The sequence below is a fragment of the Streptosporangium sp. NPDC053982 genome, from assembly GCF_055585205.1.
Genome location: NZ_JBVJKQ010000010.1, coordinates 1 through 23,514, shown reverse-complemented (window position 1 = coordinate 23,514; position 23,514 = coordinate 1). Strand labels below are relative to the sequence as shown.

The 23,514-nt window shown below is 72.1% G+C and carries 22 protein-coding genes and 1 rRNA gene; 5 read left to right on the top strand and 18 right to left on the bottom strand.

The window, feature by feature from the left end:
- Positions 1–72 precede the first annotated feature (72 nt).
- Entirely contained in the window at positions 73–714 is a 642-nt protein-coding gene (locus tag ACZ6W9_RS19125; RefSeq protein WP_362944204.1) for an MBL fold metallo-hydrolase, read from the top strand.
- Positions 715–932: 218 nt separating this feature from the next.
- Here the strand turns inward: ACZ6W9_RS19125 and pssA are convergent, their stop codons facing one another.
- The 13 genes from pssA to ACZ6W9_RS19060 form a co-directional block, all read right to left on the bottom strand.
- The gene (gene pssA / locus ACZ6W9_RS19120; protein ID WP_470118879.1) at positions 933–1,763 is read right to left on the bottom strand and encodes a CDP-diacylglycerol--serine O-phosphatidyltransferase; all 831 of its coding nucleotides are present in this window, start codon (positions 1,761–1,763) and stop codon (positions 933–935) included.
- Positions 1,750–2,397, bottom strand: coding sequence for a phosphatidylserine decarboxylase (locus ACZ6W9_RS19115; protein ID WP_470118877.1), 648 nt, complete (start codon positions 2,395–2,397; stop codon positions 1,750–1,752). The genes pssA and ACZ6W9_RS19115 overlap by 14 nt, the downstream gene beginning before the upstream one ends.
- A gap of 127 nt (positions 2,398–2,524) precedes the next feature.
- Positions 2,525–3,517, bottom strand: coding sequence for a TerC family protein (locus ACZ6W9_RS19110; RefSeq protein ID WP_470118875.1), 993 nt, complete (start codon positions 3,515–3,517; stop codon positions 2,525–2,527).
- Between the two features lie 185 nt (positions 3,518–3,702).
- Entirely contained in the window at positions 3,703–4,938 is a 1,236-nt protein-coding gene (locus tag ACZ6W9_RS19105; RefSeq protein WP_470118873.1) for a glycosyltransferase family 4 protein, read from the bottom strand.
- Positions 4,939–5,021: 83 nt separating this feature from the next.
- The gene (gene murJ, locus ACZ6W9_RS19100; protein ID WP_470118871.1) at positions 5,022–6,734 is read right to left on the bottom strand and encodes a murein biosynthesis integral membrane protein MurJ; all 1,713 of its coding nucleotides are present in this window, start codon (positions 6,732–6,734) and stop codon (positions 5,022–5,024) included.
- Positions 6,734–7,612 (bottom strand): hypothetical protein, encoded by an 879-nt coding sequence (locus ACZ6W9_RS19095; protein ID WP_470118869.1) that lies wholly within the window; start codon positions 7,610–7,612, stop codon positions 6,734–6,736. The genes murJ and ACZ6W9_RS19095 overlap by 1 nt, the downstream gene beginning before the upstream one ends.
- A 4-nt stretch (positions 7,613–7,616) precedes the next feature.
- Positions 7,617–8,582: a copper transporter gene (locus tag ACZ6W9_RS19090; RefSeq protein ID WP_389968389.1), complete on the bottom strand. Its 966-nt coding sequence runs from the start codon at positions 8,580–8,582 to the stop codon at positions 7,617–7,619.
- A complete protein-coding gene (gene steA, locus ACZ6W9_RS19085) occupies positions 8,579–9,793 on the bottom strand; it encodes a putative cytokinetic ring protein SteA (protein ID WP_389968391.1) in 1,215 nt (404 codons plus the stop codon). Before steA ends, ACZ6W9_RS19090 begins: the two co-directional genes overlap by 4 nt.
- A 119-nt stretch (positions 9,794–9,912) precedes the next feature.
- Complete coding sequence (gene recN / locus ACZ6W9_RS19080) at positions 9,913–11,628, bottom strand: DNA repair protein RecN (protein WP_389968393.1); 1,716 nt, start codon at positions 11,626–11,628, stop codon at positions 9,913–9,915.
- Between the two features lie 90 nt (positions 11,629–11,718).
- Positions 11,719–12,624, bottom strand: coding sequence for an NAD kinase (locus tag ACZ6W9_RS19075; protein WP_389968395.1), 906 nt, complete (start codon positions 12,622–12,624; stop codon positions 11,719–11,721).
- Between the two features lie 56 nt (positions 12,625–12,680).
- On the bottom strand, positions 12,681–13,499 hold the full coding sequence (locus ACZ6W9_RS19070; RefSeq protein WP_389968397.1) for a TlyA family RNA methyltransferase: 819 nt from the start codon (positions 13,497–13,499) through the stop codon (positions 12,681–12,683).
- Positions 13,496–13,684 (bottom strand): hypothetical protein, encoded by a 189-nt coding sequence (locus ACZ6W9_RS19065; RefSeq protein WP_362944230.1) that lies wholly within the window; start codon positions 13,682–13,684, stop codon positions 13,496–13,498. Before ACZ6W9_RS19065 ends, ACZ6W9_RS19070 begins: the two co-directional genes overlap by 4 nt.
- Positions 13,681–14,997 (bottom strand): hypothetical protein, encoded by a 1,317-nt coding sequence (locus ACZ6W9_RS19060; protein ID WP_470118866.1) that lies wholly within the window; start codon positions 14,995–14,997, stop codon positions 13,681–13,683. Before ACZ6W9_RS19060 ends, ACZ6W9_RS19065 begins: the two co-directional genes overlap by 4 nt.
- Before the next feature lie 202 nt (positions 14,998–15,199).
- Between ACZ6W9_RS19060 and ACZ6W9_RS19055 the strand changes: the two genes are divergently transcribed.
- On the top strand, positions 15,200–15,547 hold the full coding sequence (locus ACZ6W9_RS19055) for an SCP2 sterol-binding domain-containing protein (RefSeq protein WP_362944234.1): 348 nt from the start codon (positions 15,200–15,202) through the stop codon (positions 15,545–15,547).
- 49 nt (positions 15,548–15,596) lie between these two features.
- Here ACZ6W9_RS19055 and ACZ6W9_RS19050 read toward each other — a convergent pair whose 3' ends face one another.
- Both ACZ6W9_RS19050 and ACZ6W9_RS19045 read right to left on the bottom strand, forming a co-directional pair.
- Positions 15,597–16,616: an HAD-IIA family hydrolase gene (locus ACZ6W9_RS19050; protein ID WP_389968402.1), complete on the bottom strand. Its 1,020-nt coding sequence runs from the start codon at positions 16,614–16,616 to the stop codon at positions 15,597–15,599.
- 24 nt (positions 16,617–16,640) lie between these two features.
- Positions 16,641–16,982 (bottom strand): tetratricopeptide repeat protein, encoded by a 342-nt coding sequence (locus ACZ6W9_RS19045; protein ID WP_362944239.1) that lies wholly within the window; start codon positions 16,980–16,982, stop codon positions 16,641–16,643.
- A gap of 200 nt (positions 16,983–17,182) precedes the next feature.
- On the opposite strand from ACZ6W9_RS19045, the gene ACZ6W9_RS19040 reads away from it, so the two are divergent.
- A complete protein-coding gene (locus tag ACZ6W9_RS19040; RefSeq protein WP_470118863.1) occupies positions 17,183–18,490 on the top strand; it encodes a DUF1015 family protein in 1,308 nt (435 codons plus the stop codon).
- A 161-nt stretch (positions 18,491–18,651) separates the two neighbouring features.
- On the opposite strand, the gene ACZ6W9_RS19035 is transcribed toward ACZ6W9_RS19040, so the two are convergent.
- Entirely contained in the window at positions 18,652–19,218 is a 567-nt protein-coding gene (locus ACZ6W9_RS19035; protein ID WP_470118862.1) for a single-stranded DNA-binding protein, read from the bottom strand.
- A gap of 116 nt (positions 19,219–19,334) precedes the next feature.
- On the opposite strand from ACZ6W9_RS19035, the gene ACZ6W9_RS19030 reads away from it, so the two are divergent.
- On the top strand, positions 19,335–20,261 hold the full coding sequence (locus tag ACZ6W9_RS19030; RefSeq protein ID WP_470118860.1) for an MBL fold metallo-hydrolase: 927 nt from the start codon (positions 19,335–19,337) through the stop codon (positions 20,259–20,261).
- Positions 20,262–20,365: 104 nt separating this feature from the next.
- On the opposite strand, the gene ACZ6W9_RS19025 is transcribed toward ACZ6W9_RS19030, so the two are convergent.
- Positions 20,366–21,016, bottom strand: a complete 651-nt coding sequence (locus ACZ6W9_RS19025; RefSeq protein WP_470118858.1) for a hypothetical protein — start codon at positions 21,014–21,016, stop codon at positions 20,366–20,368.
- On the opposite strand from ACZ6W9_RS19025, the gene ACZ6W9_RS19020 reads away from it, so the two are divergent.
- A complete protein-coding gene (locus tag ACZ6W9_RS19020) occupies positions 20,924–22,825 on the top strand; it encodes a hypothetical protein (protein ID WP_470118857.1) in 1,902 nt (633 codons plus the stop codon). The genes ACZ6W9_RS19025 and ACZ6W9_RS19020 overlap by 93 nt on opposite strands.
- 597 nt (positions 22,826–23,422) lie before the next feature.
- Here ACZ6W9_RS19020 and rrf read toward each other — a convergent pair.
- Positions 23,423–23,514: ribosomal RNA gene (gene rrf / locus ACZ6W9_RS19015) — 5S ribosomal RNA — on the bottom strand; the annotation flags it as partial.

The window sequence follows — 23,514 nt, the reverse complement described above, 5'->3', positions numbered from 1 at the left end:
CGCACCGTGTTCCCCGGCGTTTCCTGATGTTCCCCGGTCCCGAAGGACCGGCTCCCACCCTGGAGGCAACCGATGACCTATACCGGTGACGTGCGGGTCGGCGGTCCCGCCGACGTCCGCGAGCTGAGCGCCCTGACGATCTCCAAGCTGGCCGTCGGGCCGTACGACAACAACGCCTATCTGGTCCGCTGCAACGAGACCGGCGACGGCGTGCTCATCGACGCCGCGGCGGACGCCGACCGGCTGCTGGCGCTCATCGGCGACCGGCCGATCAGCAAGATCGTGACCACCCACCGGCATGCCGACCACTGGCAGGCGCTGGAGCGGGTCGCCGGGGTGACGGGCGCGGCGGTGGTCGCCCACCCGCTCGACGCGCCCGAGCTGCCGGTGCCGGTGGACCAGGAGGTGGAGCACGGCGACGGCGTGACCGTCGGCGTGGTGTCCCTGGAGGTGATCCACCTGAGCGGTCACACCCCCGGCTCGATCGCGCTGTACTATCCCGGGCACCTGTTCACCGGCGACTCGCTGTTCCCCGGCGGCGTCGGCAACACCGACAAGGATCCGAAGCGGTTCGAGCAGCTCTTCAGGGACGTGTCGGAGCGGATCTTCGACCGGCTGCCCGACGACACCTGGGTCTATCCGGGCCACGGCAGGGACACCACGCTGGGCGCCGAGCGCCCGTCCCTGCCGCAGTGGCGGGCCCGCGGCTGGTGAGCCCGCGACGGGACCACGAGGGCGGGTGAGCCCTCGCGCCCGGCGTCCCGTACGGCCCGCGCCCGGATCCGCGCGGCCGTACGGCCGGCGCCGGTCCTGCGCGGGGCCGGCGCACGCACGTCCATGAGCGGCCGCGTGGGTAGCGCGCCGTCCGTGATCGGCCGGGCGGGCGTACGGCCCCGCCCGGCGGAAGCCCTCGGGAGCCGTGCGCCCGGCCGTCAGCCGACGTGCTCGGCCTCGCGGCGCTCCTTGCGCTTGGCCCGCTTGAACATCAGCACGCGCAGCGGGATGGCCGCCACGATGGCGATCTGCATGCCGGCCCCGACCTTGATCAGCGAGTCGCCCCCCGACAGCCCGGCGGCCCATATGGTCAGGCAGGCGACGTTGATCATCATCCAGGCCAGCACGACGGCCGCCAGGTTGCCCTTGGGCTTGGGGTACTCGATCCGGCTGACCATGAGGTAGGCCACGCCCAGGATGGGCACCACCGTCAGCTTCGACGGCGGGAACAGAAGGACGATCGACACCACCGTCATCGCGCCCATGGGGATGGGCAGACCCATGAAGTCGCCGCTCTTGGTCTTGACGCACGCGAACCGGGCGAGCCGGATGACACCGGCCAGCAGCACCGACGCCGCGACCACCATCACCAGCGGGAACGGCGTGCTGGGGGTGAAACCCGCCCAGATGACGACCATGAACGCCGGGGCGAACCCGAAACTGATCACGTCGGCGAGGTTGTCCAGCTCCGCGCCCATGGCCGAGGCGCGGAACTTGCGGGCCACCAGGCCGTCGAACAGGTCGCAGGTGGCGCCGATCAGCAGCAGCACGACGGCGGTGCCGAAGAAGCGGGGGTCGGCCTCGAAGGGCTTGCCCTCCTGCAGCGCGCGGATGGCCGACCAGGCCAGCACGCACACGGCCAGGAACCCGCAGAGCGCGTTGCCGAGCGACAGGGAGTCGGCCGCCGAGAGACGGAACGCCTTGCCGACGGGGCCGCGCGGCTCGTCGTCCGTCTCGTCGAGCGGCCAGCCGGCGTCAGCCGTGGTCAAGACCGGTCACCCCCGCGACGGTCTTCTGTCCGACCGACACGGCGGGGGCGATCCCCTCGGGCAGGTAGACATCCACCCGCGAACCCAGCCGGATGAGTCCGATCCGCTCGCCCCGCCTGACCTTGGCCCCCGCCACCAGGTAGGGCACGATGCGGCGGGCGACGGCGCCGGCGATCTGGACCAGCTCGATGTCACCGAGCTCGGTGTCCAGGTGCCACACGACGCGCTCGTTGGAGTCGCTGTCCTTGTTGAAGGCGGGCAGGAACCCGCCGGGGACGTGCTCGACGGAGGTGACCGTGCCGGTCAGCGGCGCGCGGTTGACGTGCACGTTGAGCGGGCTCATGAAGATGGCCACCCGCGTGCGGCCGTCGGGCCACGGGTCGATGCTCTGCACCACGCCGTCCGCAGGGGACAGGACTCGCGCCGTGCCCGGCACGCGGTCGGGGTCGCGGAAGAACCAGAGCATCCCGCCGGTGAGCGCGGTCAGCGGGAGGGCCGCCAGCGCCCAGCGCCGGTCGCGGCGGCTGAGCAGCGAGGTCGCCGTCGCGGCGGCCACGGTGGGGAGAAGCCACGGGGAGACGCCACGAGCCAGTCTGATCCGGCCGGGCTGAGGGCTTGCTGAATCCTGGGACACGGGGAACCTTTTGTGATGTATTAGGGCATTAGACCGGTATGTCTACCTGCTTGAGGCAGGATGCTACCCATCTGACAACCCTTATACGGCGGAACCAGACAAGAAAACCGCCTCGGGCGCCGATCCGCTAGCCCTGTTCGGCACCCGCGGGGGTGGTCACTTCCCTGCTTTTGCTCTCGTCGCGGCGGATTTTCACCAGGCTGGCGACGGTGGTGGCCGTCATGGTGACGCCGATGACCGCCAGCGAGAGCCAGATCGGCACCTCCGGCGCCCAGGAGACGCCGCTGGAGTGCAGCGCCTCGAGAATCAGCTTAACCCCGATGAAAGCAAGGATGAACGCCAGACCGTAGCTGATGTAGACGAGCCGCTGCAGCAGCCCGCCCAGCAGGAAGTAGAGCTGGCGCAGGCCCATCAGGGCGAACACGTTGGCGGTGAAGACGATGAAGGCGTCGGTGGTGAGGCCGAAGATCGCCGGGATCGAGTCGAGCGCGAACAGCAGGTCGGTGGTGCCGATGGCGACCATCACGATAAGCATCGGGGTGACCATGCGCCTGCCGTCGACCTTGACGAAGACCCGGGAGCCCACGTAGTCGTCGGTGTGCGGCAGCGCCCGGCGGGCCCAGCGCAGGACCGCGTTCTCCTTGAACTCGTCCTCGTCCTGGCCGTGCTGACGGATGAGCTGCACGGCGGTGTAGAGGAGGAAGAGGCCGAAGACGTAGAACAGCCAGCTGAAGCTCGACAGCGCCGCGGCGCCCACGGCGATGAAGACGCCCCGCATGACCAGGGCCATCAGGATGCCGACCAGCAGCACCTTGTGCTGGTGGACCTTGGGCACCGCGAATCGGGTCATGATGATGTAGAAGACGAACAGGTTGTCGACGCTCAGGCTGTACTCGGTGAGATAGCCGGCGATGAACTGCGCCGCGGGGGTCACCCCGGCGGTGATCCACAACACCACCGCGAAGACGACCGCGAGCGCGACGTAGAAGCTGACCCACGCCCCCGCCTGCTTCATGGAGAACTCGCGGGGTTCGCCCCGGTCGACGATCCACAGATCGAGGGCGAGGACCACGAGGAGACCGCCGATGACGGCGATCCAAGCCCAGACAGGAACGATCACAGTTGGTAACCTCCGGCGGCGCGCATGACTGACTGCCGGAGGTCTCTCCCGCCCGCGACAGGACGCGGACCGACAGCCCCGGGGGCCCCGTGGGGCGGGGCGACACCGTGATGACGAGACTGCCGCGAAGGGATACTCCCCCCCTAACCAAGCCAGTATAGGTGGGTGGCTTGGAACCGCCTAATTCAACGATCAGGCGTGGTCGGTTGTTCCGATCCTCCGTTTCCCCCGGACAGCGCCCGGTAAACCACCAGCACGGCCTCCACCGCCTCCCGGCGTCCGGGCAGCGCACGTCCCCGCAGGGCCGCCGCCCGGCCCAGGTCCCGGGTGAGCCCGTCGTCGGCCAGCAGCCGGGCCACCGCCTCGCGCATCGCGCCGGCGTCGCCGTACGGCACCAGCAGCCCGGCCTCCCCCACCATGTCCGGCAGGCCGCCCACGGCGGTGGCCACGACGGGCACCCCGGCCCGCAGCGCCTCCTGGACGGTGAGCGGCTGCCCCTCCCACCGGCTCGGCACCAGCAGGACCCTGGCGACGGCGAGCAGATCCGCGACATCGCCGCGATCACCCAGCAGCCGCACCGGCAGCCCCTCACGCTCGATCCGCTCCCGCAGCGGCCCGCGCAACGGGCCCTCCCCGGCGACCAGGAACACCGGCCCCCGCTCCTCCCCGGCGGCCGAGGGCTCCGGCCCCTGTTCCTCTCCGGTGACCGGGTGCTCCGGTCTCCACTCCTCCCCCGCGGCCGGGCGCTCCGGTCCTCGTCCCTCCCCCGCGCCGGCAGCGAAGGCTGCGGCGACGTCGAGCAGCGTCTCCAGCCCCTTCTGCTGGGCCAGCCTGGCGACGGTCAGCAGGATCGGGCGCTCGCCCACGCCGAGTTCCGCCCGCACCCGGGCGGGCGGGAGCCCGGACGGGGACAGCGGGGGCGCCGGGACCACCGCGGCCGTCACGTGCCGCGCACCGAGCCGGCGCATCCGCTCTCCCAGGTCGGCGGAGACCACCAGGACGCGGTCGGCCCGGCGTGCCACGATCCGCGCCAGGGCGGCGTGGACCGCACCGACCGCGCCGCCCGCGGTGGCGGCGTTGTGCAGCGTCACCACCAGCGGCGTTCCGGTCCCGGCCAGCGCGAGCGCGGCCAGCGCCCCGGCGCGCAGCCCGTGGGCGTGCACGACGCCGGCGCCGCGCAGCGTCCGCAGCCGGCTCAGTGCCCGGAGGTCGTCCCGGGGGCGGGGCCGGTCCGAGATCGGCACGGGCGTGAACCGCGCACCGAGGCGGCCGAACCCGAAGCTCTCCTCGGTGGCCGCAGGGCCCGCCACGACCACCCGCGCCCCCCGCTCCACCAGACCGCCGGCCAGCATCGCGACGTGCCGTCCGACCCCGCCCGCGCTGGTCCCCAGCACGAACGCCACCCGCACCGGCTCAGCCATCGGAACGCCCCTCTTCCGCGACGCCGTCCGCACCGTTCCGGCCACCGGAGACGTCCTTCCCCCGCGACACCGTCCGCGCCGTCTCAGTCATCGGAGCGTCTCCCTCCCGTGGCGGACATCCCCGCCTCCCCGCCGTCCCCGCCGGAGCCCCCGGCCCCGGTGAGCCTGCCCAGGCCGACGATCCCGCCGAACCTGCCCAGCAGCGCCCGGGCGTCCGGCCCGTCGACCACCGCGGCCACGACCGCGAACGCCGTCGCACCCGCCAGGGCGGCCACCGTTCCGGCGATCACGCTCGTCCACGTGGACGTGCCCGTCAGGGCGTCCGCGACGACCAGTCCGGCGCCGTAGGCGGCGGCCCCGCCGAGCACCGCGGCGAGTAGCGCCCGCCCCGTCCCGGCCAGCGCCCCGGCACCCGCGCCCCGACGTACGGCCAGCGCCAGCAGCGCCCCGCCGGCCGTCATCCCGGCGGTGCCGCCCAGCGCCAGCTGCCCCACCACCTGCGGGGGGCCGGACGCGGCACGGGCCAGCACGACCTGCGCGACCAGTGCGACCGCCCACCCGGCGACCGAGGCGAGCGCCGCCGCCCTGCCCTCGCCGCGTGCGTACAGCACCCGGGCGAGGTGGAACATCAGGCCGTAGCCCACCAGGCCGAGCGCGAAGAACGCGACCGCGCGGGCCATCGCCGGGGGGTCGCCGCCCTCGGTGCCCGCCACGAAGAGCCGCGCCACAGGTGTGGCGACCGCCGCCATCACCCCGGCCGACAGGCCCGTCACCAGCAGCACCACCCGTGTGGTGGAGGCCGCGAGGTCGTCGAACCCGGCGCGGTCGCCGTCGGCCGCCCGGGTGGACAGCAGCGGGAAGGAACTGGTGGCCACCGGCACCACGAACACCGCGAAGGGCAGCTGGAACAGCGCCCAGGCGTAGGTGTAGACGCCCACCACGCCCGCCCCGCCGAAGTGGTTGGCCAGCCGGACCACGACCGTCAGCGTGACCTGCTGGGCCACCAGCACGGCCAGGTTCGCGACCGCCAGGCGCCGGGCGTGGGCCGCCACCCCGGGCGGGAACGACAGCGAGGGCCGCAGCCGCAGTCCGAGCCGCGCCGCCGGGCCGAGCACGGTCAGCACCATCGCCGCGGCCGCGACGGTCGCGCCCACGGACAGCGTCAGGCTCCCCGCCGGGGTCAGGCGCGACAGGTCGTCGGCGGCGCCGCCGTTCACCGCCTCGAACACCACGAGGGAGACGACCACGACCAGGCTGGAGACCAGCGGCGCCAGGGCGGGACCCATGAACCGCCGGTGGGCCTGCAGCGCGCCGTACAGGACCACGGCGAGCCCGAAGAAGATCATGCGGGGGGCGAAGACGACGAGCATGTCCGTCCCGGCGGCGACGACCCGCGACAGGTCGCACCCCTTGGCGTCGCCGCTCAGCAGCGAGACGATCGGCCCGGCCAGCACGGCGATGAGCAGGGTCAGCGGCACCAGGACCAGCATCGTCCAGGTGAGCAGCGCCGAGGTGATCCGCCCGGCCTCCACCCGGGCCCCGGGGTCGTCGCCGGACCGGGAGGCGGCCGAGGCCAGCACCGGGACCACCATCCCGGCCAGCGCGCCACCCGCCACCAGCTCGAAGACGATGTTGGGGACGTAGTTGGCGGTGTTGTAGGCGGTGCTCAGGCAGGAGTTGGCGACGGTGTGCGACTGGACCCAGTACCGGCCGAACCCGACGATCCGGGCGGCCATGGTGACGATCCCGATGAGGAGCGCCGCGCCCGCGACCCCCTGCCCGATCTTCCTCCCCATCAGCCGGCGGGCGCCTGCTCCGGGGGACGGCGGCCGAGCATGTCGATGCGGTTGAGCACCGGGTTGCCGGCGATGACCTTGGTGAAGCTGACCTTCTCCGAGGCGGCGGTCAGCGCGGCCACGGTGCCGAGGGCGGCCAGACGGCCGGGACGCCCCAGGGTGACGGAGGCCGCCAGGCCGAGCAGCGCGCCCAGCGCGTTGGCCCCGGCGTCGCCCAGCATCGCCCGCTCGCCGAGGTCCTCGGGCAGCAGGGCGGCCGAGGCGCCGAGCGGCAGCGCGGCCAGGGCCGCGGCCGTCGGGTCGCCGCGGCGCAGGCCCGCGGCGAGCAGCGGCACACCGGTGAGCAGGCCGACCTTGACGGCACGGCCCGGACGCAGGTCGAACAGGTTGGCCAGGTTGGCGGCGCCGGCGATCAGCATGCCGTCGATCACCGCGTCGGCGGGCCGGCGCTCGGCCGACGCGGACACGGTCAGCGCGGCCGCGGCCAGCCCGGTCAGGCCGATTCCGGCTATCTTCACCGCGCCGCTGGTGACCTCGCCCTTGGCCAGCGCGCCCAGATGGCCCCGGAACCCCTTGGAGGCCGTCACGCCGTACAGGTCGTCGTAGGCGCCCAGCCCGCCGGCGCCGGCCGCGGCCAGCAGCGCGGCCGCGCGGACCCGGGCGGGCAGGCCGGGGACCGCCGCGGCGGCGACGCCGGCGCCCGCGACGAACGCCGGGCCCTCCAGCAGCGTGATGGGCTCACCCCGGTGGTTGACGCGGCTCCAGGTGCCGGCGTCGCCGACCGGCGGCCTGCGGGTGAAGGCCGCGTACGCGGCGCGGGCCGCGGCCGCGCCGAGGAAGGCGCCGGCCAGGGCGGCGGTGAGAGCGCGACGAGCCATCGGGTCATCCTCCGGAGGTGGCCGTGGGGGCCGGCGACGCGCTGGGCTCGACGCCCGAGACGCCCGAGCCGATGCCGTACTGGCCGGTGGCCCCGGACAGTTGCTCCCGCAGAGCGTAGACCACCACGACCCGCCCCATGGGCATATCGGCGTTGTCGACGGTGGAGACCTTCTCGGCGGCGGCGGTGTCGTCACGCAGCGCGGCGATGGTCCCACCGGCCGTGGCGGAGGACGGCGCGCCGGCCACGACGACGCCCCGGCCGGTCTCGTCCAGGCCCAGCGCCATCGACACGATCGCGTTCGCCTGCTGGGCCGCGCTCTCCCCGGTGTACGGCTCGGCCGGGGCGATCAGCACCGCCAGGTCGGCGCGCTTGGCCGGCTGGCCGGTGACGGTGAGCAGCCCACCGGCCTCGAAGGCGTCCAGGACCCCGGCGGCCACCGGGTTCTCCTTGCCGATCTGGGCCGGGTCGTCGGTCACGATCGCCCCGGCGAGCGCGGCGGCCACCTTCCGGTACGGCGTGGCGTCGGCGGGAAAGACCATGTCGGCCGGCTTGACGTCGTCGGCGAGCTTCTCGATGAGGGGGGCCTGGGCCGCGTCGACGTAGCTCTCGTCGAGGACGACCCGGCCGGTCACCGTGGCCCCCGCCTTGGTGAGGAGATCCTGGACCCCCTCACGCATGGCGGTCGTGGCGCCGGGGGCCTCGACGATGACGACGCTCTCCGTGGCGAGGGCGTTCTGCACCAGGCGGGGGGCCGAGTCGGTGACGAAGGCGTCGTTGGCCGCCTCGCGCTTCTGCACGGTCTCCAGCTGGTCGCGGTACTCCTCGTTGCTCACCCGGAGCTGGTTGGCGAAGATCTCCGTCGCCTTGATGGCGGGGTCCTCCAGGAAGCTGGTGCCGAGCACGATGCCGACCGAAAGCGCCAGGAAGATCGCGACGATGGAGACGAGGTGATAGCGGAAATCGATCACGAGAAGAGTCCGACCAACCAGAAGATGAAGCCGTTCCAGATGTCGCGGACGCTGTCCAGCCAGATCTTGCCCACCGGGGAGACGATGATCGCCACCCCCATGGTGATCAGCGTGGTGGCCACGAGCAGGAGCAGTGACGGGGTGGAGATCCGGCTGCGGTACAGCCGGCTGACGCCCTTGGCGTCGACGAGCTTGCTCCCCACCCGCAGGCGGGTGAGGAAGGTGCTGGCCATGCCGGCGCGTCCCTTGTCGAGGAACTCCACCAGCGTCGCGTGGGTGCCGACGGCGACGATCAGGTCGGCGCCCTTGTCGTCGGCGAGCAGCATGGCGATGTCCTCGCTGGTGCCGACGGCGGGGAAGACGACGGCGTCGCGGCCGAGCCGCTGGATCCGTTCCAGGCCCGGCGCGTGGCCGTCCCGGTAGGCGTGCACGACCAGCTCGGCGCCGCAGGTGAGCGCCTTGTCCGACACCGAGTCGAAGTCCCCGACGATGACATCGGGGAGGTATCCGGCCTCGATGAGCGCGTCGGCGCCGCCGTCCACCCCGATCATGACGGGGCGGTACTCGCGGATGTAGGGGCGCAGGACGGCGATGTCCTCCTTGTAGTGGTAACCGCGCACCACGATGAGGACGTGCCTGTCCTCCATGGAGGTGTGGACGGCCTCGGGCACGCCGACGCCTTCGATGAGGAGGTCCCGCTCACGCTGGATGTACTCCATCGTGTTGGTCGCGAACGCCTCGATCTGCGTGGTCAGCCCGGCCCGCGCCTCGGCCATGGCGGCCTCGACGGACTCGGCCGTCTGCACGTCGCCCTTGCCGGCGATCTCGTCGTCGAGGTGGACGACGCCGTCGTGCAGCCGGATCAGGTCGCCGTCGGAGATCCGGTCGAACAGCTCGGGGGTGGCGTTGTCGACGAACGGCACGCCGGCCTCGACGATGATCTGCGGCCCCAGGTTGGGGTAGCGCCCGCTGATGCCCGCGGCGACGTTGACCACGCCCGCCGCGCCGCACGCGACAAGGGCCTCCGCGCTCACCCGGTCGACGTCGACGTGGTCGATGATCGCGATCTCCCCGGGACGGAGGCGCTTGGTGAGCCTCTTCGTCCGCCGGTCGATCCGCGCCACGGCCGTCACCCCGGGAAGGTCCGAGACCTTCCTGTGGCGGAGGTAACCGGTGAGCCTGCGTCGAGGCCCGTCAGTCGGCACCTTCATCGAACCCATCCTGCCAGAGGTGACGACCGGGTGAGCCGGGCAGCCCGATGCCCGCCGGATTCGTCACCGCGGATTCCCCGCGTCCGGCTGCTCCCCCGAATGGGCGTGAACAGTCCTCCTCAACCCCTTTTGTCGGCGGCGGCGATCGCCAGCAGTTCCTCGGCGTGCGCGCGGCCCAGCTCGGAGTCCTCAAGGCCGGCGAGCATGCGCGCCAGCTCCCGGGCCCGGCCGTCCTGGTCGAGCGCCACCACGCCGCTGTGGACCACGCTGCCGTCGCTCGCCTTCTCCACCACCAGGTGCTGGTCGGCGAACGCCGCGACCTGGGGCAGGTGTGTGACGACTATCACCTGGGCGGTGCGGGCCAGACGGGCCAGGCGGCGGCCGATCTCCACCGCCGCCTTGCCGCCCACGCCCGCGTCGACCTCGTCGAAGACGAACGTCGGCACCGGGTCGGCGCCGGCGAAGACCACCTCGATGGCGAGCATCACCCGGCTCAGCTCGCCGCCGGAGGCCCCCTTGTTCAGCGGCAGGGGCGGTGAGGCGGGGTGCGGGGACATCCGCAGCTCCACCTCGTCCAGGCCGTGCGGGCCGAACTCGGCGGCGGGCGTGATGACGACCACCACCCGGGCGTGCGGCATGGCCAGCGCCGAGAGCTCCTCGGTCACCGCCTGCCCGAACCGCTCGGCGGCGGAGGCGCGGATCCGGGTCAGCTCGGCCGCGAGCTCGGTGAGACGGCCGGTGAGCTCCTCCTGCTCGCGGGTCAGCTCGCCGATCCGCTCGTCGTCGCCCTCCAGCTCGGTGACGCGCCGCGCGGCCCGCTCCGCCCAGGCCAGCACGGCCCGGGTGTCCTCGCCGTACTTGCGCACCAGATGGGTCAGCACCGCCTGGCGCTCCTGCACCATCGAGAGGCGGGCCGGGTCGGCCTCGACCGACTCGGCGTAGGCGGCCAGCTCGGTGGCCACGTCGGAGATGAGGTAGCCGGCCTCGGCCAGCCGGTCGGCGATCCCGGCCAGCGCCGGGTCGAAGTCACGGACCGCCTCGACGGCGGAGCGTGCCTGCCCGACCAGCGTGACGGCGTCCCGGAGGTCCTGGTCACCGGCCATCGGGTCACCGAGCAGCGCCCGGTGCGCGGTCTCCGCCGCACCGCGGAGCGAGTCGGCATGGGAGAGCCGCTCCTCCTCCTCGCGCAGTTCGGCCTCCTCACCCGCCTTGGGCTCGGCCCGCTCGACCTCCTCCAGCCCGAACCGGAGCATGTCGGCCTCCTGGGCGCGCTCCCGGGCGCGGGCGGTGATCTCGGCGAGCTCGTCGGTCACCTGCCGGTGGCGCCGGTAGGCCTGCTCGTAGGCGCGCAGCGGCTTGACCAGCTCCTCGCCGGCGTAACGGTCGAGGGCCGCGCGCTGACGGCCCGGCTGCAGCAGCCGCTGCTGGTCCATCTGGCCGTGGACGGCCACGAGGTCCTCGGCGAGGTAGGTCAGCGTGCCCACCGGGACGGTGCGCCCGCCCAGCCAGGCCCGGCTGCGGCCCTCGGCCGAGACCGTGCGCGAGATGATCAGCTCGCCGTCCTCGACCTCTCCCCCGAGGTCCTGCACCTGCTGGGCCACCCGGCCCGCCGGGTTCACCACGAGAGTGCCCTCGACGGTCGCCCGGTCGGAGCCCGGACGGACGCGGGCCGGGTCGGCCCGGCCGCCGAACAGCAGCCCCAGGCCGGTCACCACCATCGTCTTGCCCGCGCCGGTCTCGCCCGTGAGCACGGTGAATCCCGGCGACAACGCCAGGACGGCCTCGTCGATCACGCCGAGCCCTTGGATGCGGACCTCCTCGACCCTGGGTCGCACTGGTCCCTCCCGTCACATCGAATTCACCGAACATCAGTGCGGTGCGCGGGCACGATCCTACGCGCTCGGCACCGTGATCGCCGGGATGATCTACGGCCTCGCCCGGCCGCGCCACCCCTGCACAGGAAGGCCGAATTTGGCGACCAGCCTGTCGGTGAACGGCGCCCCGGTGTCCTCCAGGCCGTGCAGTCGCGCCAGCCGTACCGGCACCTCCGCGCGGCGCACCTCGATCCGTGTCCCGGCGGGCAGATCGAAGCGGCGGCGGCCGTCGCACCACAGCACGGCCCCGGCCGTCTCCGGCTGGACCTCCAGCGCCAGCCGGGACCGCGGGGAGACCACCAGCGGCCGGGCGAACAGCGCGTGGGCGCTGATCGGCACCAGCAGCAACGCCTCCACCTCCGGCCACACCACCGGGCCGCCGGCCGAGAAAGCATACGCGGTCGAACCGGTCGGAGTGGCGCAGATGACCCCGTCACACCCCCATCGTGACAGAGGCCGCCCGTCGATCTCGGCGACCACCTCCAGCATCCGGTCGTTCTTCTCCACCGTCGCCTCGTTGAGCGCCCAGGTGTCGGCCAGCAGCCGCCCGTTGAGGCGGGCGGTGACCTCGACGGCCATCCGCTCCTCAACGTCGTAGCGGCCCCGGACCACGCAGTCCACCGCGACCGCCAGGTCCTCCACCTCCGCCTCCGCGAGGAACCCGACGTGCCCGAGGTTGACCCCCAGCAGCGGCACCCCGGCCGGACGGGCGAACTCGGCGGCCCGCAGCAGGCTGCCGTCACCGCCGAGCACGATCATCATCTCGGCGTCCTGGACGGCCACGGCGGTGTCCGGCACCACGTCGGCGCCCGCGCACGCCACGGCCTCGGCCTCGGAGCCGAGGACGCGCACCGCCACCCCCGCCTCCAGCAACCGCCCGATCACCAGCCGGGCGCTCTCGACGGCCGCCTGCCGCCCGGTGTGGGCGGTGACCAGCACGGTGCGCTTGATCGTCATGTTCCACTCTTTCGGGGGGTGAGCACCGGCGCCTTCGGCGCGTCCACCGACAGACCCTAGCGGGGTCCTTCCGCCACCGCGCGCCCGATCTCCGCCTCGACGTCGGCGACCGGCGGCGCGCCCTCTCCCTTGCCCAGCCAGACGACGTACTCGACGTTGCCGGACGGGCCGGGCAGCGGACTCGCGGTGACGCCGCGCACGACGAGACCGAGGCCCCGGGCGGCCTCGGCGACGTCTCGTACGGCCTGAGCCCTCAGGGCGGGGTCCCGGACGACGCCGCCGGCGCCCACCCGCTCCTTGCCCACCTCGAACTGAGGCTTGACCAGCATCGCGAAGTCGGCCCGCCCGGCGGCGCAGCGGGTCAGGGCCGGCAGCACCAGGCGCAGCGAGATGAAGGACAGGTCGCCCACGACCAGGGTGGGAGCCTCCCCCACCATGTCGGGCGTCAGGTCCCTGACGTTGACCCGCTCCATGACCGTGACCCGCTCGTCGGTCCGCAGCGACCAGGCGAGCTGGCCGTACCCGACGTCCACCGCCAGCACGTGCGCCGCGCCGTTGCGCAGCAGCACGTCGGTGAAGCCCCCGGTCGAGGCCCCGGCGTCCAGGCAGCGCCGCCCGGAGACGGTCAGGCCACGGGGCCCGAACGCCTCCAGCGCGCCCAGCAGCTTGTGCGCCCCCCGCGAGACGTAGTCGACACCGCCGGGGGCCTCGGCCACCACGATCGCGGCGGCGGTGTCCACCTGGGTCGCGGACTTGGCGGCCACCTGGCCCCCGACGGTGACCCGGCCGGCCTCGATCAGCTGGGCCGCCTGCTCCCTGGATCTGGCCAGCCGGCGACGAACGAGCTCGCTGTCGAGACGTGCCCGCCGGCTCACCGGCGCCGGTCCGCGGTGTCGTCCGCCGACGCGAGCACCCCCTCCAGTCCGGCGAACACCTCCTCGAACACGCCCACATGCGCCGAGACGGGCATCTCGCCGAGCCGGGTCAGCCCGTTCAGCACGGCGTCGACCCGCTCTCCACCGGTCTCTTCCTCGCCGGTCTCTTCGGGCAGGTGGGTCATCCGTCCCCTCCGGAAGTGCTCTTCGTCGTCCTCTTCGCTGTCCTGTCCGCCGCACGGGCACGGGACGCCCCGCCCGTGGACGCCTTGACGGTATCGGACGCCGCGGCACGCGTCGTCCCGGTCGTACGGCCCGCCTTCCCCGCGGTCTTCCCGGCCGCTCTCTCCTCGGTCTTCCCGGCGGCTCTCTCCTCGGTCTTTCCTGCGGTCTTTCCTGTGGATCTTCCACCGGTCTTCCGCGGCGCGGCGCCACCGCCGCCCTGACCCGCCTCGCCGCCCTCGCCGGACGCCTCCCGGGCCCGCTCCGTGTCCTTCGCCGCCTTCTCGGCGCGTTCCGCGGACCTGCCCGCCTCAGCGGCCTTCTCCGCGGCCCTCTCCGCCTTCGCGGTCGCCCGCTCGGCTGCTTTCTCGGCCTTCGCGGTCGCCCTGTCAGCGCCCTTCCCGTCCTTGCCCGTGTCCTCCCCCGGCTTCTCCGCGGCCTCGCCACCGGTTCTCGCGGCGGTCCTGCCAGTGGCCCCGGGTTTCGCAGCGGCCTTGCCTGCGGTCCCGGACTTCTCAGCGGCCTTGCCCGCGGTCCCGGGCGACGCGGCGGCCTTGCCGGTGGCCCTCTCCTCGGACTTCTCGGTGGCCTTGCCTGCGGTCCCGGGCGACGTGGCGGCCTTGCCGGTGGTCCCCCCAGCGGTCTTCTTCTCCGCCGCCTTTCCCGTGGCCTTCGCCGTACTCGCGGTGCCCTTCCTCGTCTCCTCAGCCGCTTTCGCCGTACCCCTCCCCGCCTTCGCGGTCGTTTTCGCCGTCCCCTTCTCCGTCTTCGCGGTGGCCTTCCCCGTCTCGGCGGTCGCCTTCCCGGCGGCCTTCCCCGTCTTTCCGGCCTTCGCGACGGCCCCTTCAGGCTTCTCCTTCGCCTCGGCCTCGCCGGCGGTCTTCGCCGCCCCCGTCTTCACCGCGGCCTTTCCCGTGGCCTTCGCCGTCTTCGCCGTCTTTGCTGCCTTCCCGGCGGTCCCGTCCGGCTTCTTCGCGGTCTTCGCGGTCTTCGCGGCGGTACGGCTCCGCGTGGCGCGCGGTGCGGCCGTCTCGGATTCGGCCAGCCGGGCCTCCAGTTCGGCCACGCGCGTCCGCAGCCGGTCGATCTCCTCGATCTCTCTCTCGTGCGCCTGATCGAACGCGTCGACCAGGCGGTTCACCTCGTTCTGAATGATCTCGTCGAGCTGGTTCCGGCTCTCCTCCCCCGCCGTGACCAGTTCCCTGGCCATCTCGTCGATCTGATCGGACGCCTGCGGTGACTCCGCCTCCCTCAGACCGAACAGGTCACGGACCACCTCCCGCGCCCTGGCCGTCGTCATCTCGCTGAGGCCGGTGGCCCCCTGCAGGTAACCGCGCAGCGCATCGAACACCATGGCGACGCCTCCCCCCTCCGGCGAACCCCCGGACGCCGGATCGCACATTATGTTCATGTGGAACGCTACCGTCCGTACGTCAAAGGATCCGGAAGCGTCCGGAAAGAGAAAGGAGCGTCGCGCGATGGCGACCGTCGACGAGTGCCGGGTGGCACTGCGCAGACTCGGCGAACAGTTCGACGAGGTTGACCAGGCGAGCCGCGCCAAGCACGTGGTCGAGCGCAGCATCAGCTGCCACATCAGCGACCTCGGCGTCACTTTTTACGGACGCATCCACCACGGCGGCCTTGGCCCCTTCGAGGAGAGGCCCTCCGCCGACGGCAGGCCCGCCGACGTGAAGCTGACCATCGGCAGTGACGATCTGATCTCCCTGGTCAACGGGGAGCTGGACATGGGGCGCGCCCTGTTCGGTGGCAAAGTGAAGATCGACGCCAGCTTCGGCGACCTCCTCCGGCTCCGCAAGCTCCTCTGATCCTCGGAGTCTTCGGCATCCACGACCCGTGCCGCCCCGTGTGACCGGATCATCGACGGCGGACGCCCTCCCCCGGCAGTGAGGAGCCCAAAGCGGCCTTCACCGCGTCCTCGTCCGCCCTCCCTTCGCCGGCGGCCTCCCATGTCGCGGCACAGGCCGCGCGGAGAGCGTCGATCCCCTCCCCATGGCCGTCGAGGCGCAGCCGGCCGCTCTCCCAACGGGCGGTCCAGCCCTCGCAGACCCATCCGTCCCCGGACCGCCGCACCGCGGGGTAGGGCCGGTGCAGCGCCGACAGGTCCGCGGCGACGTAGGTGGGCCTCCCGCGGGGGCCCGCCGTCAGCAGGTCGAGCGGCGCGGTCACGCCGGTCAGCACCAGCAGGGCGTCCACCCCCGCGTTCATCGCCCCTTCGATGTCGGTGTCGAGCCGGTCACCGACCACCAGGGGCCGCCGGGAGCCGGTGCGCAGCATCGACTCCCGGTGCAGGGGTGGCTCCGGCTTCCCGGCGACGACGGGCTCCACCCCGGTCGCCGTGGCGATCACCCGGGTCATCGACCCGTTGCCCGGCAGTTCACCGCGGCCCGAGGGCATAGTGGCATCGGCGTTGGCCGCCACGAACAGGGCGCCCCGCCGTACGGCCAGGGCACCCTCGCAGAGCAGACCGTAGGAGAGGTCGGGAGCGATGCCCTGCACGACCGCGGCGGGCCCCTCCGCCGCGGTGCTCACCGGGCGCAGGCCGTGTGCGCGAAGGGCGCTGCGCAATCCCATCCCCCCGACCACCAGCACCGCCGAACCGGGCTCGACCCGTTCGGCCACCAGCCGCGCGGCGGCCTGGGCCGAGGTGACGACGTCCTCGGCACGCGCCGGGGCGCCGAGCGCGCTCAGGTGCTCGGCGATCGCCCCGGGAGTGCGTGAGGCGTTGTTGGTGACGTAGGCGAGCCGCATCCCTTCCTCCGCCGCCCGCCGCAACGCCTCCGGAGCCCCCGGAACGGCGTCGCGGCCCAGATAGACCACGCCGTCGAGATCGAGGAGGAGGGTGTCGTAGGGATCGATGAGCGCGTTGGAATCCACCGCCCTATTCCACCACCCCGGTCGTCATGCCTGACGGGCGCGGAGGGTCGCACGGACGCTCCGCAGCGCCGACACGTAATGACGCTGGTCGGGGCGCATCGCGACGGCGATCGCCAGGGGCTCCTGCGCCGCTTCCATGTCCCCGGTGCGCCACAGGGCGAGCCCCAGACCGAAGTACGCGTAGTCCTCGGCCGGGTTGGCGTCGATGATCCAGCGGAAACTGTCGACGGCGTCGGCGTACTGCCGCGAGTTGAACTGGGCCCGGGCGAGCCCCTCCCTGATGCTGCGCGACTCCGGTTCGGCGTCGGCGGCCCGCTCCAGCAGCGAGGCCGCGGCGGCCGGGCTGCCCTCGGTCAGAAGTTTCATCCCGCGTTGAAACCAGTCATAGACGTCCCCGACGGGAGCGCCCGCCTCTGGATCGGGGGAATCAGGCGAACCGCTGCGTCCTTGGACCATATGTGAGGCCTCCTTCATCGACAGATGACAGATCTGACCGATTCCCTGACGACCCGGGCACCAGTGCGCCCTCAAGACGGCCCCCGAGCCTTACAGGCCTTTGTGACAACATGCCCTCCATGGCGAATCCTGAACTGCCGGCACCTGACGGGCTGGTGCTACGCCCGTTTCGCGGCGTGCGATTCGCGGTCGGCGATCTGGCCGAGGTGATCTCCCCGCCCTATGACCTCATCTCAGAGGTCGGCGCTCGGGAGCTCCTCGACACACACCCCAACAACGTGGTGCGGCTCATCCTTCCCGGCAGCGACCGCCACCGCTACGCCGAAGCCCGCGAGACCCTTCGGACCTGGCTGTCCTCCGGCGTGCTGGTGGCCGACGAGTCACCCGCCGTGTACGTCTACGAGCAGACCGGACCCGGGATCCTGCAGCGGGGGCTCATCGGGGACGTGGGTCTGGCAGGCCCCGAGGAGCAGATCATCCTGCCGCACGAGGACGTCATGCCGGGGCCCGTCGCCGACCGCCTGGCCCTGATGCGCACGACCGAGGCCAACCTGGAGCCCATCTTCCTGCTCTACGACGGCGACGGCGGGCCGGCCACCAGGCTCGTGGACGAGATCGCCGCCTCACGGACGCCCCTGGCCGAGGCGACGACCGATGACAGGGTGCGACACCGGCTGTGGGCCATCACCGCCCCCGAAGAGCTCGCCCTGCTCAATGAGGATCTGCGTCCCCGCAGGGCGCTGATCGCCGACGGTCATCACCGCTACGCCACTTATCTCGCCCTCCAGCGGGAGCACCACGCCGCCGAAGCCGCCGCCGGAGCCACCGCGCCGGGGCGGCCGCCGATACCGGGCGCCCGGGACTTCGGCCTGGCACTCCTGGTCGACTCCACCGCCTACCCGCCCAACCTCAAGGCCATCCACCGGGTGATCCCGGGGCTGCCGCTCGGTGAAGCGCTCACCCGGGCCGGGGATGCCTGGAGGATCCGGGAGTACGGATCCCTCGGCGAGGGGCTCTCCGCGCTGGCGGCCGCGGCGGAGCCGGCCTACCTGCTGTCGGCCGGAGGCACCGCCCACCTCCTCACCGACCCGAACCGGGAACGTCTGGAGCGGGCCATGCCCGCCGACCGCTCGGCCCGCTGGAGAGCGCTGAACACCTCGGTCCTCGCCGAGTTCCTGCTCCCCGAGATCTGGGGGATGCCCGATGAAGAGCGGTCCGTGCGGGTCGTGCACCACGACGCGGAGGCCGCGGTACGGCTCGCCCGGGATTCGGGCGGAACCGCCGTGCTCATGAACCCCCTGAAGGTCGACGACGTGCTCGCCGTCGCGTCCCACAGGGAACGGGTGCCGCGCAAGTCCACTTCTTTCGGCCCCAAGCCCCGCACAGGTCTGGTCCTGCGAATGTTCGACCTCGACTGAGGACGAAGACCGGCGATGAAGGCGCGGGTGAAGGCCTCGCGGCGAAGTCCGGCCCATCGTCCGGTCGGCCACGGTGTCCTCATCCCGATCCGCAGGCTCCGTCCGAGGGCCGCCCGCCGTCCGGGAGGCGCCCGCCGTTACAAGGCGTGACCTCCGCGTGCTCATGGCGTCCGCCCCCGCCCTGCCTCGGCTCCGCCGCCCCGCGACCCGCTACCGCGGTTCTCATCGGACGGGACTGCTCCGGCCCGCAGCGGTGAGCGTGCCCGACCGGGTCGCACCGGCGGTTTCGACGTGGAGCTCCGGACGGGCGCGGATCCGGGAGGCGGCATGACGGCCGGGGCCGTCCCCTCCCCGCCCCCGTTCCGATCCAGGGCCGCCTCCTCCCCGCCCCGGTCACCGGCGGGTGCCGCCCCGGGAGCGGGGCCGAGATGCCTCGCCGAGCGAACCTCCACCTCGTAGCCGGAGGATTTGGATCCGTCGTCACCCCACCATCGACGGCGAAGCGAACCCGTCACCTCGACCATGTCACCGGGTAGCCACCCGACGGCGGCCAGAGCCACTTCCGGGGCGAACGACGCACAGGGGATGGTGTCAACCTGGATCCTCCGGGCCCGCTGCTGCCGACGGACGATCAGCCGCCACCTGGTGAGCGCGCTCCCGCTTCGCAGTTTCCTGACGCTCGCCGCCTCGGGCAGGCGACCCACCAGGACGACCTCGTTGCGATCCATCGAATCTTCCTCCGATCTCTGCCTCTGCCGATCGGAGACGACTCTTTACGATGTGAGCTGTGCCGGAATGGCCGAACGCCGTTCTGGGGATGCCGGTTCCAGTTCTGAGGTGACCTGTGGACAACATCACCGCTCTCGGCGGCGAGGTCTATGAGATCGACACGAGAATGGCCGGATACTCCGGCATCACAGCGGGATACCTGATCCTGGGAGACCGTCCCTGTCTGGTCGAGACGGGCACGTCCACCTCCGCCCCGATCGTGCGCGACGCCCTCACCTCCCTGGGTGTGGGCCCCGCGGACCTCGCCACGGTGGTCGTGACGCACATCCACCTGGACCACGCGGGCGGGGTCGGCGACATCGCGGGCTTCTACCCGGAGGCCGAGATCGTGGTCCACGAGAAAGGCGCCCGGCATCTGGCCGACCCCTCGCGGCTCATGTCCAGCGCCCGGATGGTCTGGGGCGACAAGCTGGACACCCTCTTCGGGGAGCTCTCCCCCACCGAGTCGTCGCGCATCCGTGCCCTCGGAGACACGGGGAGCATCGATCTCGGCAACGGCCGCACCCTGAGCAGCCACTACTCTCCGGGACACGCCAAGCACCACGTGGGCCTGATCGACTCCGGCACGGGGGATCTCTACGTAGGCGACGCAGCCGGCGTCTATCTTCCGCAGACGGGAGATCTGCGACCGGCGACCCCGCCCCCGGACTTCGACCTGCGGACCGCGCTCGACTCGATCGCGTTGTTCGAGTCACTGGCCCCCCAGCGACTCCTGTTCAGCCATTACGGACCGGTCGCGAACGTGGCGGAGACACTGGAGCGCTCGGCGGAGGAACTACGCGTCTGGGTGGATCTGACCCGCCGGGCCCACTCCGAGGGCATGGACCTCGACCACGCGGTGGCCATGGTCAGGGAGCGCACCCGGGAGCGGTACGCGGCCCTGAAGGACGACGACGGGACGGCCGAGCAGTTCGAGCTGCTCAGCGGCGCCCCGTCCAACGTGGCCGGAATCCTCCACTGGCTGAACCGGGTTCAGCCCTGAGCCGAAGCCGCCGCAGATCGAGCCGATGACCTCCGGCTCCCTCCGGCCCGATCCCGTATCGCCTCGGGTGAGCCTTCCGACCCACCCGAGGCGGCGTGGAACCGCTACTTCTTCTCGTCCTCGTCCCCGTCCTCGTTCGTGTCGTCGAGGGTGTCGCCGAAATTCGGCTCGATGAAGGCCGGGCCAATGCCGGCCTCGGCCTTCCCCCCGGCCTTCGCGACGTCGTCCTCGACGGCCTCGGCCGCCTCATCACCAGCCCCGGTCTCCCGGGTCTCGGCCTCGTCCGCCTCGTCGGCCTCGGCTCCAGCGGCCTCATCTCCGCGTACGGCCTCGTCCGCGGCCTTCGCGGGAGGCTCCTCCTCCGCGGACGGCTCCTCGACGGCGGGTGTCTCATCGGACACACCGCCGAGGTCCGGCTCGCCCTCGTCGAGGTCCGCCTCGTCCTCGAGCTGAGCATCGAGTGCGGCGGCATCGTCGAGGTCCTCGTCCTCCTCCAGGTCCTCGATGACGGTCCCCGTCAGCTGCGCGTACCGCTCGGCGGCGTCGGTCTCGCCGTCCTCGTCGAAGGCCATCGCGCGGCCGAACCACTCGACGGCCGGCTCCTCGTGCCCCGCCTCGGCCAGGGCATCGGCGTACGCGAAGGCGAGACGCGCCGACCACGGGTGCGGACGCGTGTCGCGCAGCTCCGGGAGGCGCTGAAGAGTGATGACGGCGGCGTCGTTCTGGCCGAGGTCCCGGCGAGCGCCCGACTCCACGATGGCGAGTTCGATCTTGCCGGATCGGTCGAGACGCTCCGCCTCCGGGGATCGGACCAGGTCGAGAGCGCGCTCCGGACGGCCGAGACCGCGCTCGCAGTCGGCCATGACCGGCAGGTAGGCGTCGGATCCGGTCATACGACGCGCCGCACGCAGGTCGCTGAGCGCCTCGGCGAAGTGCCCGGAATGGTAGGCGGCGATGCCCACGGCCTCACGGACCACACCGATACGGGCGGCGAAACGACGGGCCACCTTGGTGTGCTCGTAGGCGCGCTCAGGGTCGTCCTCCTCAAGCGCCCGGCCGGCCGCCACCAGATGGCAGGAGACCAGGTCGGCGAGGTCGAGCGGGAGGGAGCGCAGTTCGTCCCTGACGTCCTTGTCGAGCTCGTCCGCCGTGATGTCGGGAGCCAGCGGGGGCAGTTCCTCCCGCGTCCGGCTCCGGGCCTCCTCGCGCTCCTCGGGCCGCTCGTCACGACCGTAACGCGTGCGGGATCCGCCGCCCTCGGAGCGGAATCCACCGTCACGATCCCCGAAGGGACGTGCCCCTCGATCCTCACGGCCGTAGCGGGGGCGGTCGTCACGGTCGCCGTAGGAACGCCGCTCACCACGGTCATCGCGGTAACCACCACGGGGACGATCGTCACGGTTGAACGGACGCCGCTCACCACGATCGTCGCGCCCCTGACCGGGACGCTCCTCGCGGTTGAACGGAGGCCGCTGACCACGATCGTCACGGTTGAACGGAGGCCGCTGGCCGCGGTCATCGCGGTTGAACGGAGGCCGCTGACCACGATCGTCACGGTTGAACGGAGGCCGCTGGCCGCGGTCATCACGACCGTAGCCGGGGCGATCGTCACGGTCGCGGGAACCGTACCGGCTACGCGCCTGATCACGATCACCATACGTACGCCGCTCACCGCGATCATCACGAGCAGAGCCCGGCCGATCGTCACGGTTGAAGGGACGCCGCTCACCACGGTCATCGCGGTTGAACGGAGGCCGCTGACCACGATCGTCACGGTTGAACGGAGGCCGCTGGCCGCGGTCATCACGACCGTAGCCGGGGCGATCGTCACGGTCGCGGGAACCGTACCGGCTACGCGCCTGATCACGATCACCATACGTACGCCGCTCACCGCGATCATCACGAGCAGAGCCCGGCCGATCATCGCGGTTGAACGGACGCCGCTCACCACGGTCATCGCGGTAACCACCACGGGGACGATCGTCACGGTTGAACGGACGCCGCTCACCACGATCGTCACGGCCCTGACCGGGACGCTCCTCGCGGTTGAAGGGACGCCGCTCACCACGGTCATCGCGGTTGAACGGAGGTCGCTGACCACGATCGCCACGGTCGTAGCCGGGGCGATCGTCACGGTCGCGGGAACCGTACCGGCTACGCGCCTGATCACGATCACCATACGTACGCCGCTCACCGCGATCATCACGGCCCTGACCGGGACGCTCCTCGCGGTTGAAGGGACGCCGCTCACCACGATCGTCGCGCCCCTGACCGGGACGCTCCTCGCGGTTGAACGGAGGCCGCTGGCCGCGGTCATCACGACCGTAGCCGGGGCGATCGTCACGGTCGCGGGAACCGTACCGGCTACGCGCCTGATCACGATCACCATATGTACGCCGCTCACCGCGATCATCACGCCCCTGACCCGGCCGATCATCGCGGTTGAACGGACGCCGCTCACCGCTGTCGCGGTAACCACCGGGGCGCTCACCCCGCTCCCGGGAACCGTAGGAACCGCCTCCACGCCCTTCGCGGCGCTCGCCATATCGGGGACCGTCACCTGAACGTCCCCACTCACGGCCCCCTCGGCCGCTCTCTCGACCGCCGAACTCGCGGTTCTCGCCTTCTCCGCGCCGGCCCGTGCCGTCACGCCCGTTATCACTGTTCACTTCTGGTCCATTCATTTGCTCACCGGCGAGCGCGCCCTCTTCGTCTGTGGATGGGCGATCGCTGTACGGGCGGTCTTCGGCCACGGGATACGCCCCGTTCGATATCGCTGCCCCGCCCTATCCGTGGTCCAGCGCGACGAAGGCCACCCGCGGTGGGGTGGCCCGGCATCTCCAGCCTAGCAACCGCCCAGGCCTCCTCTGCCCCCTGTGCTCAGGCATCAACATCCAGTCGACGAAAGTACGCCGACGACTCGGCTACCGGTGACCCCCTCGCCTCTGCGTCTCAGCGGAGATCGAGTCGGCCGCTCCGTCAGCCGGCGAGCCGTACCGGTCAAGGACGCCTGGCATGACGAGCCTCGAGCCTCACCGGTTGGTCTCGGCGAGCCCGCCGTACGGCACGACAGCGCCGTAGAAACACCCGTGCGGAAACCCGGGAAACGCGAAAAAGCGGGGCCCCGGACGACGAACGTCCAGAGCCCCGCTACAAAAATTGTCCGGCGGCGACCTACTCTCCCACACCGTCCCCGGTGCAGTACCATCGGCGCTGAAGAGCTTAACTTCCGGGTTCGGAATGTAACCGGGTG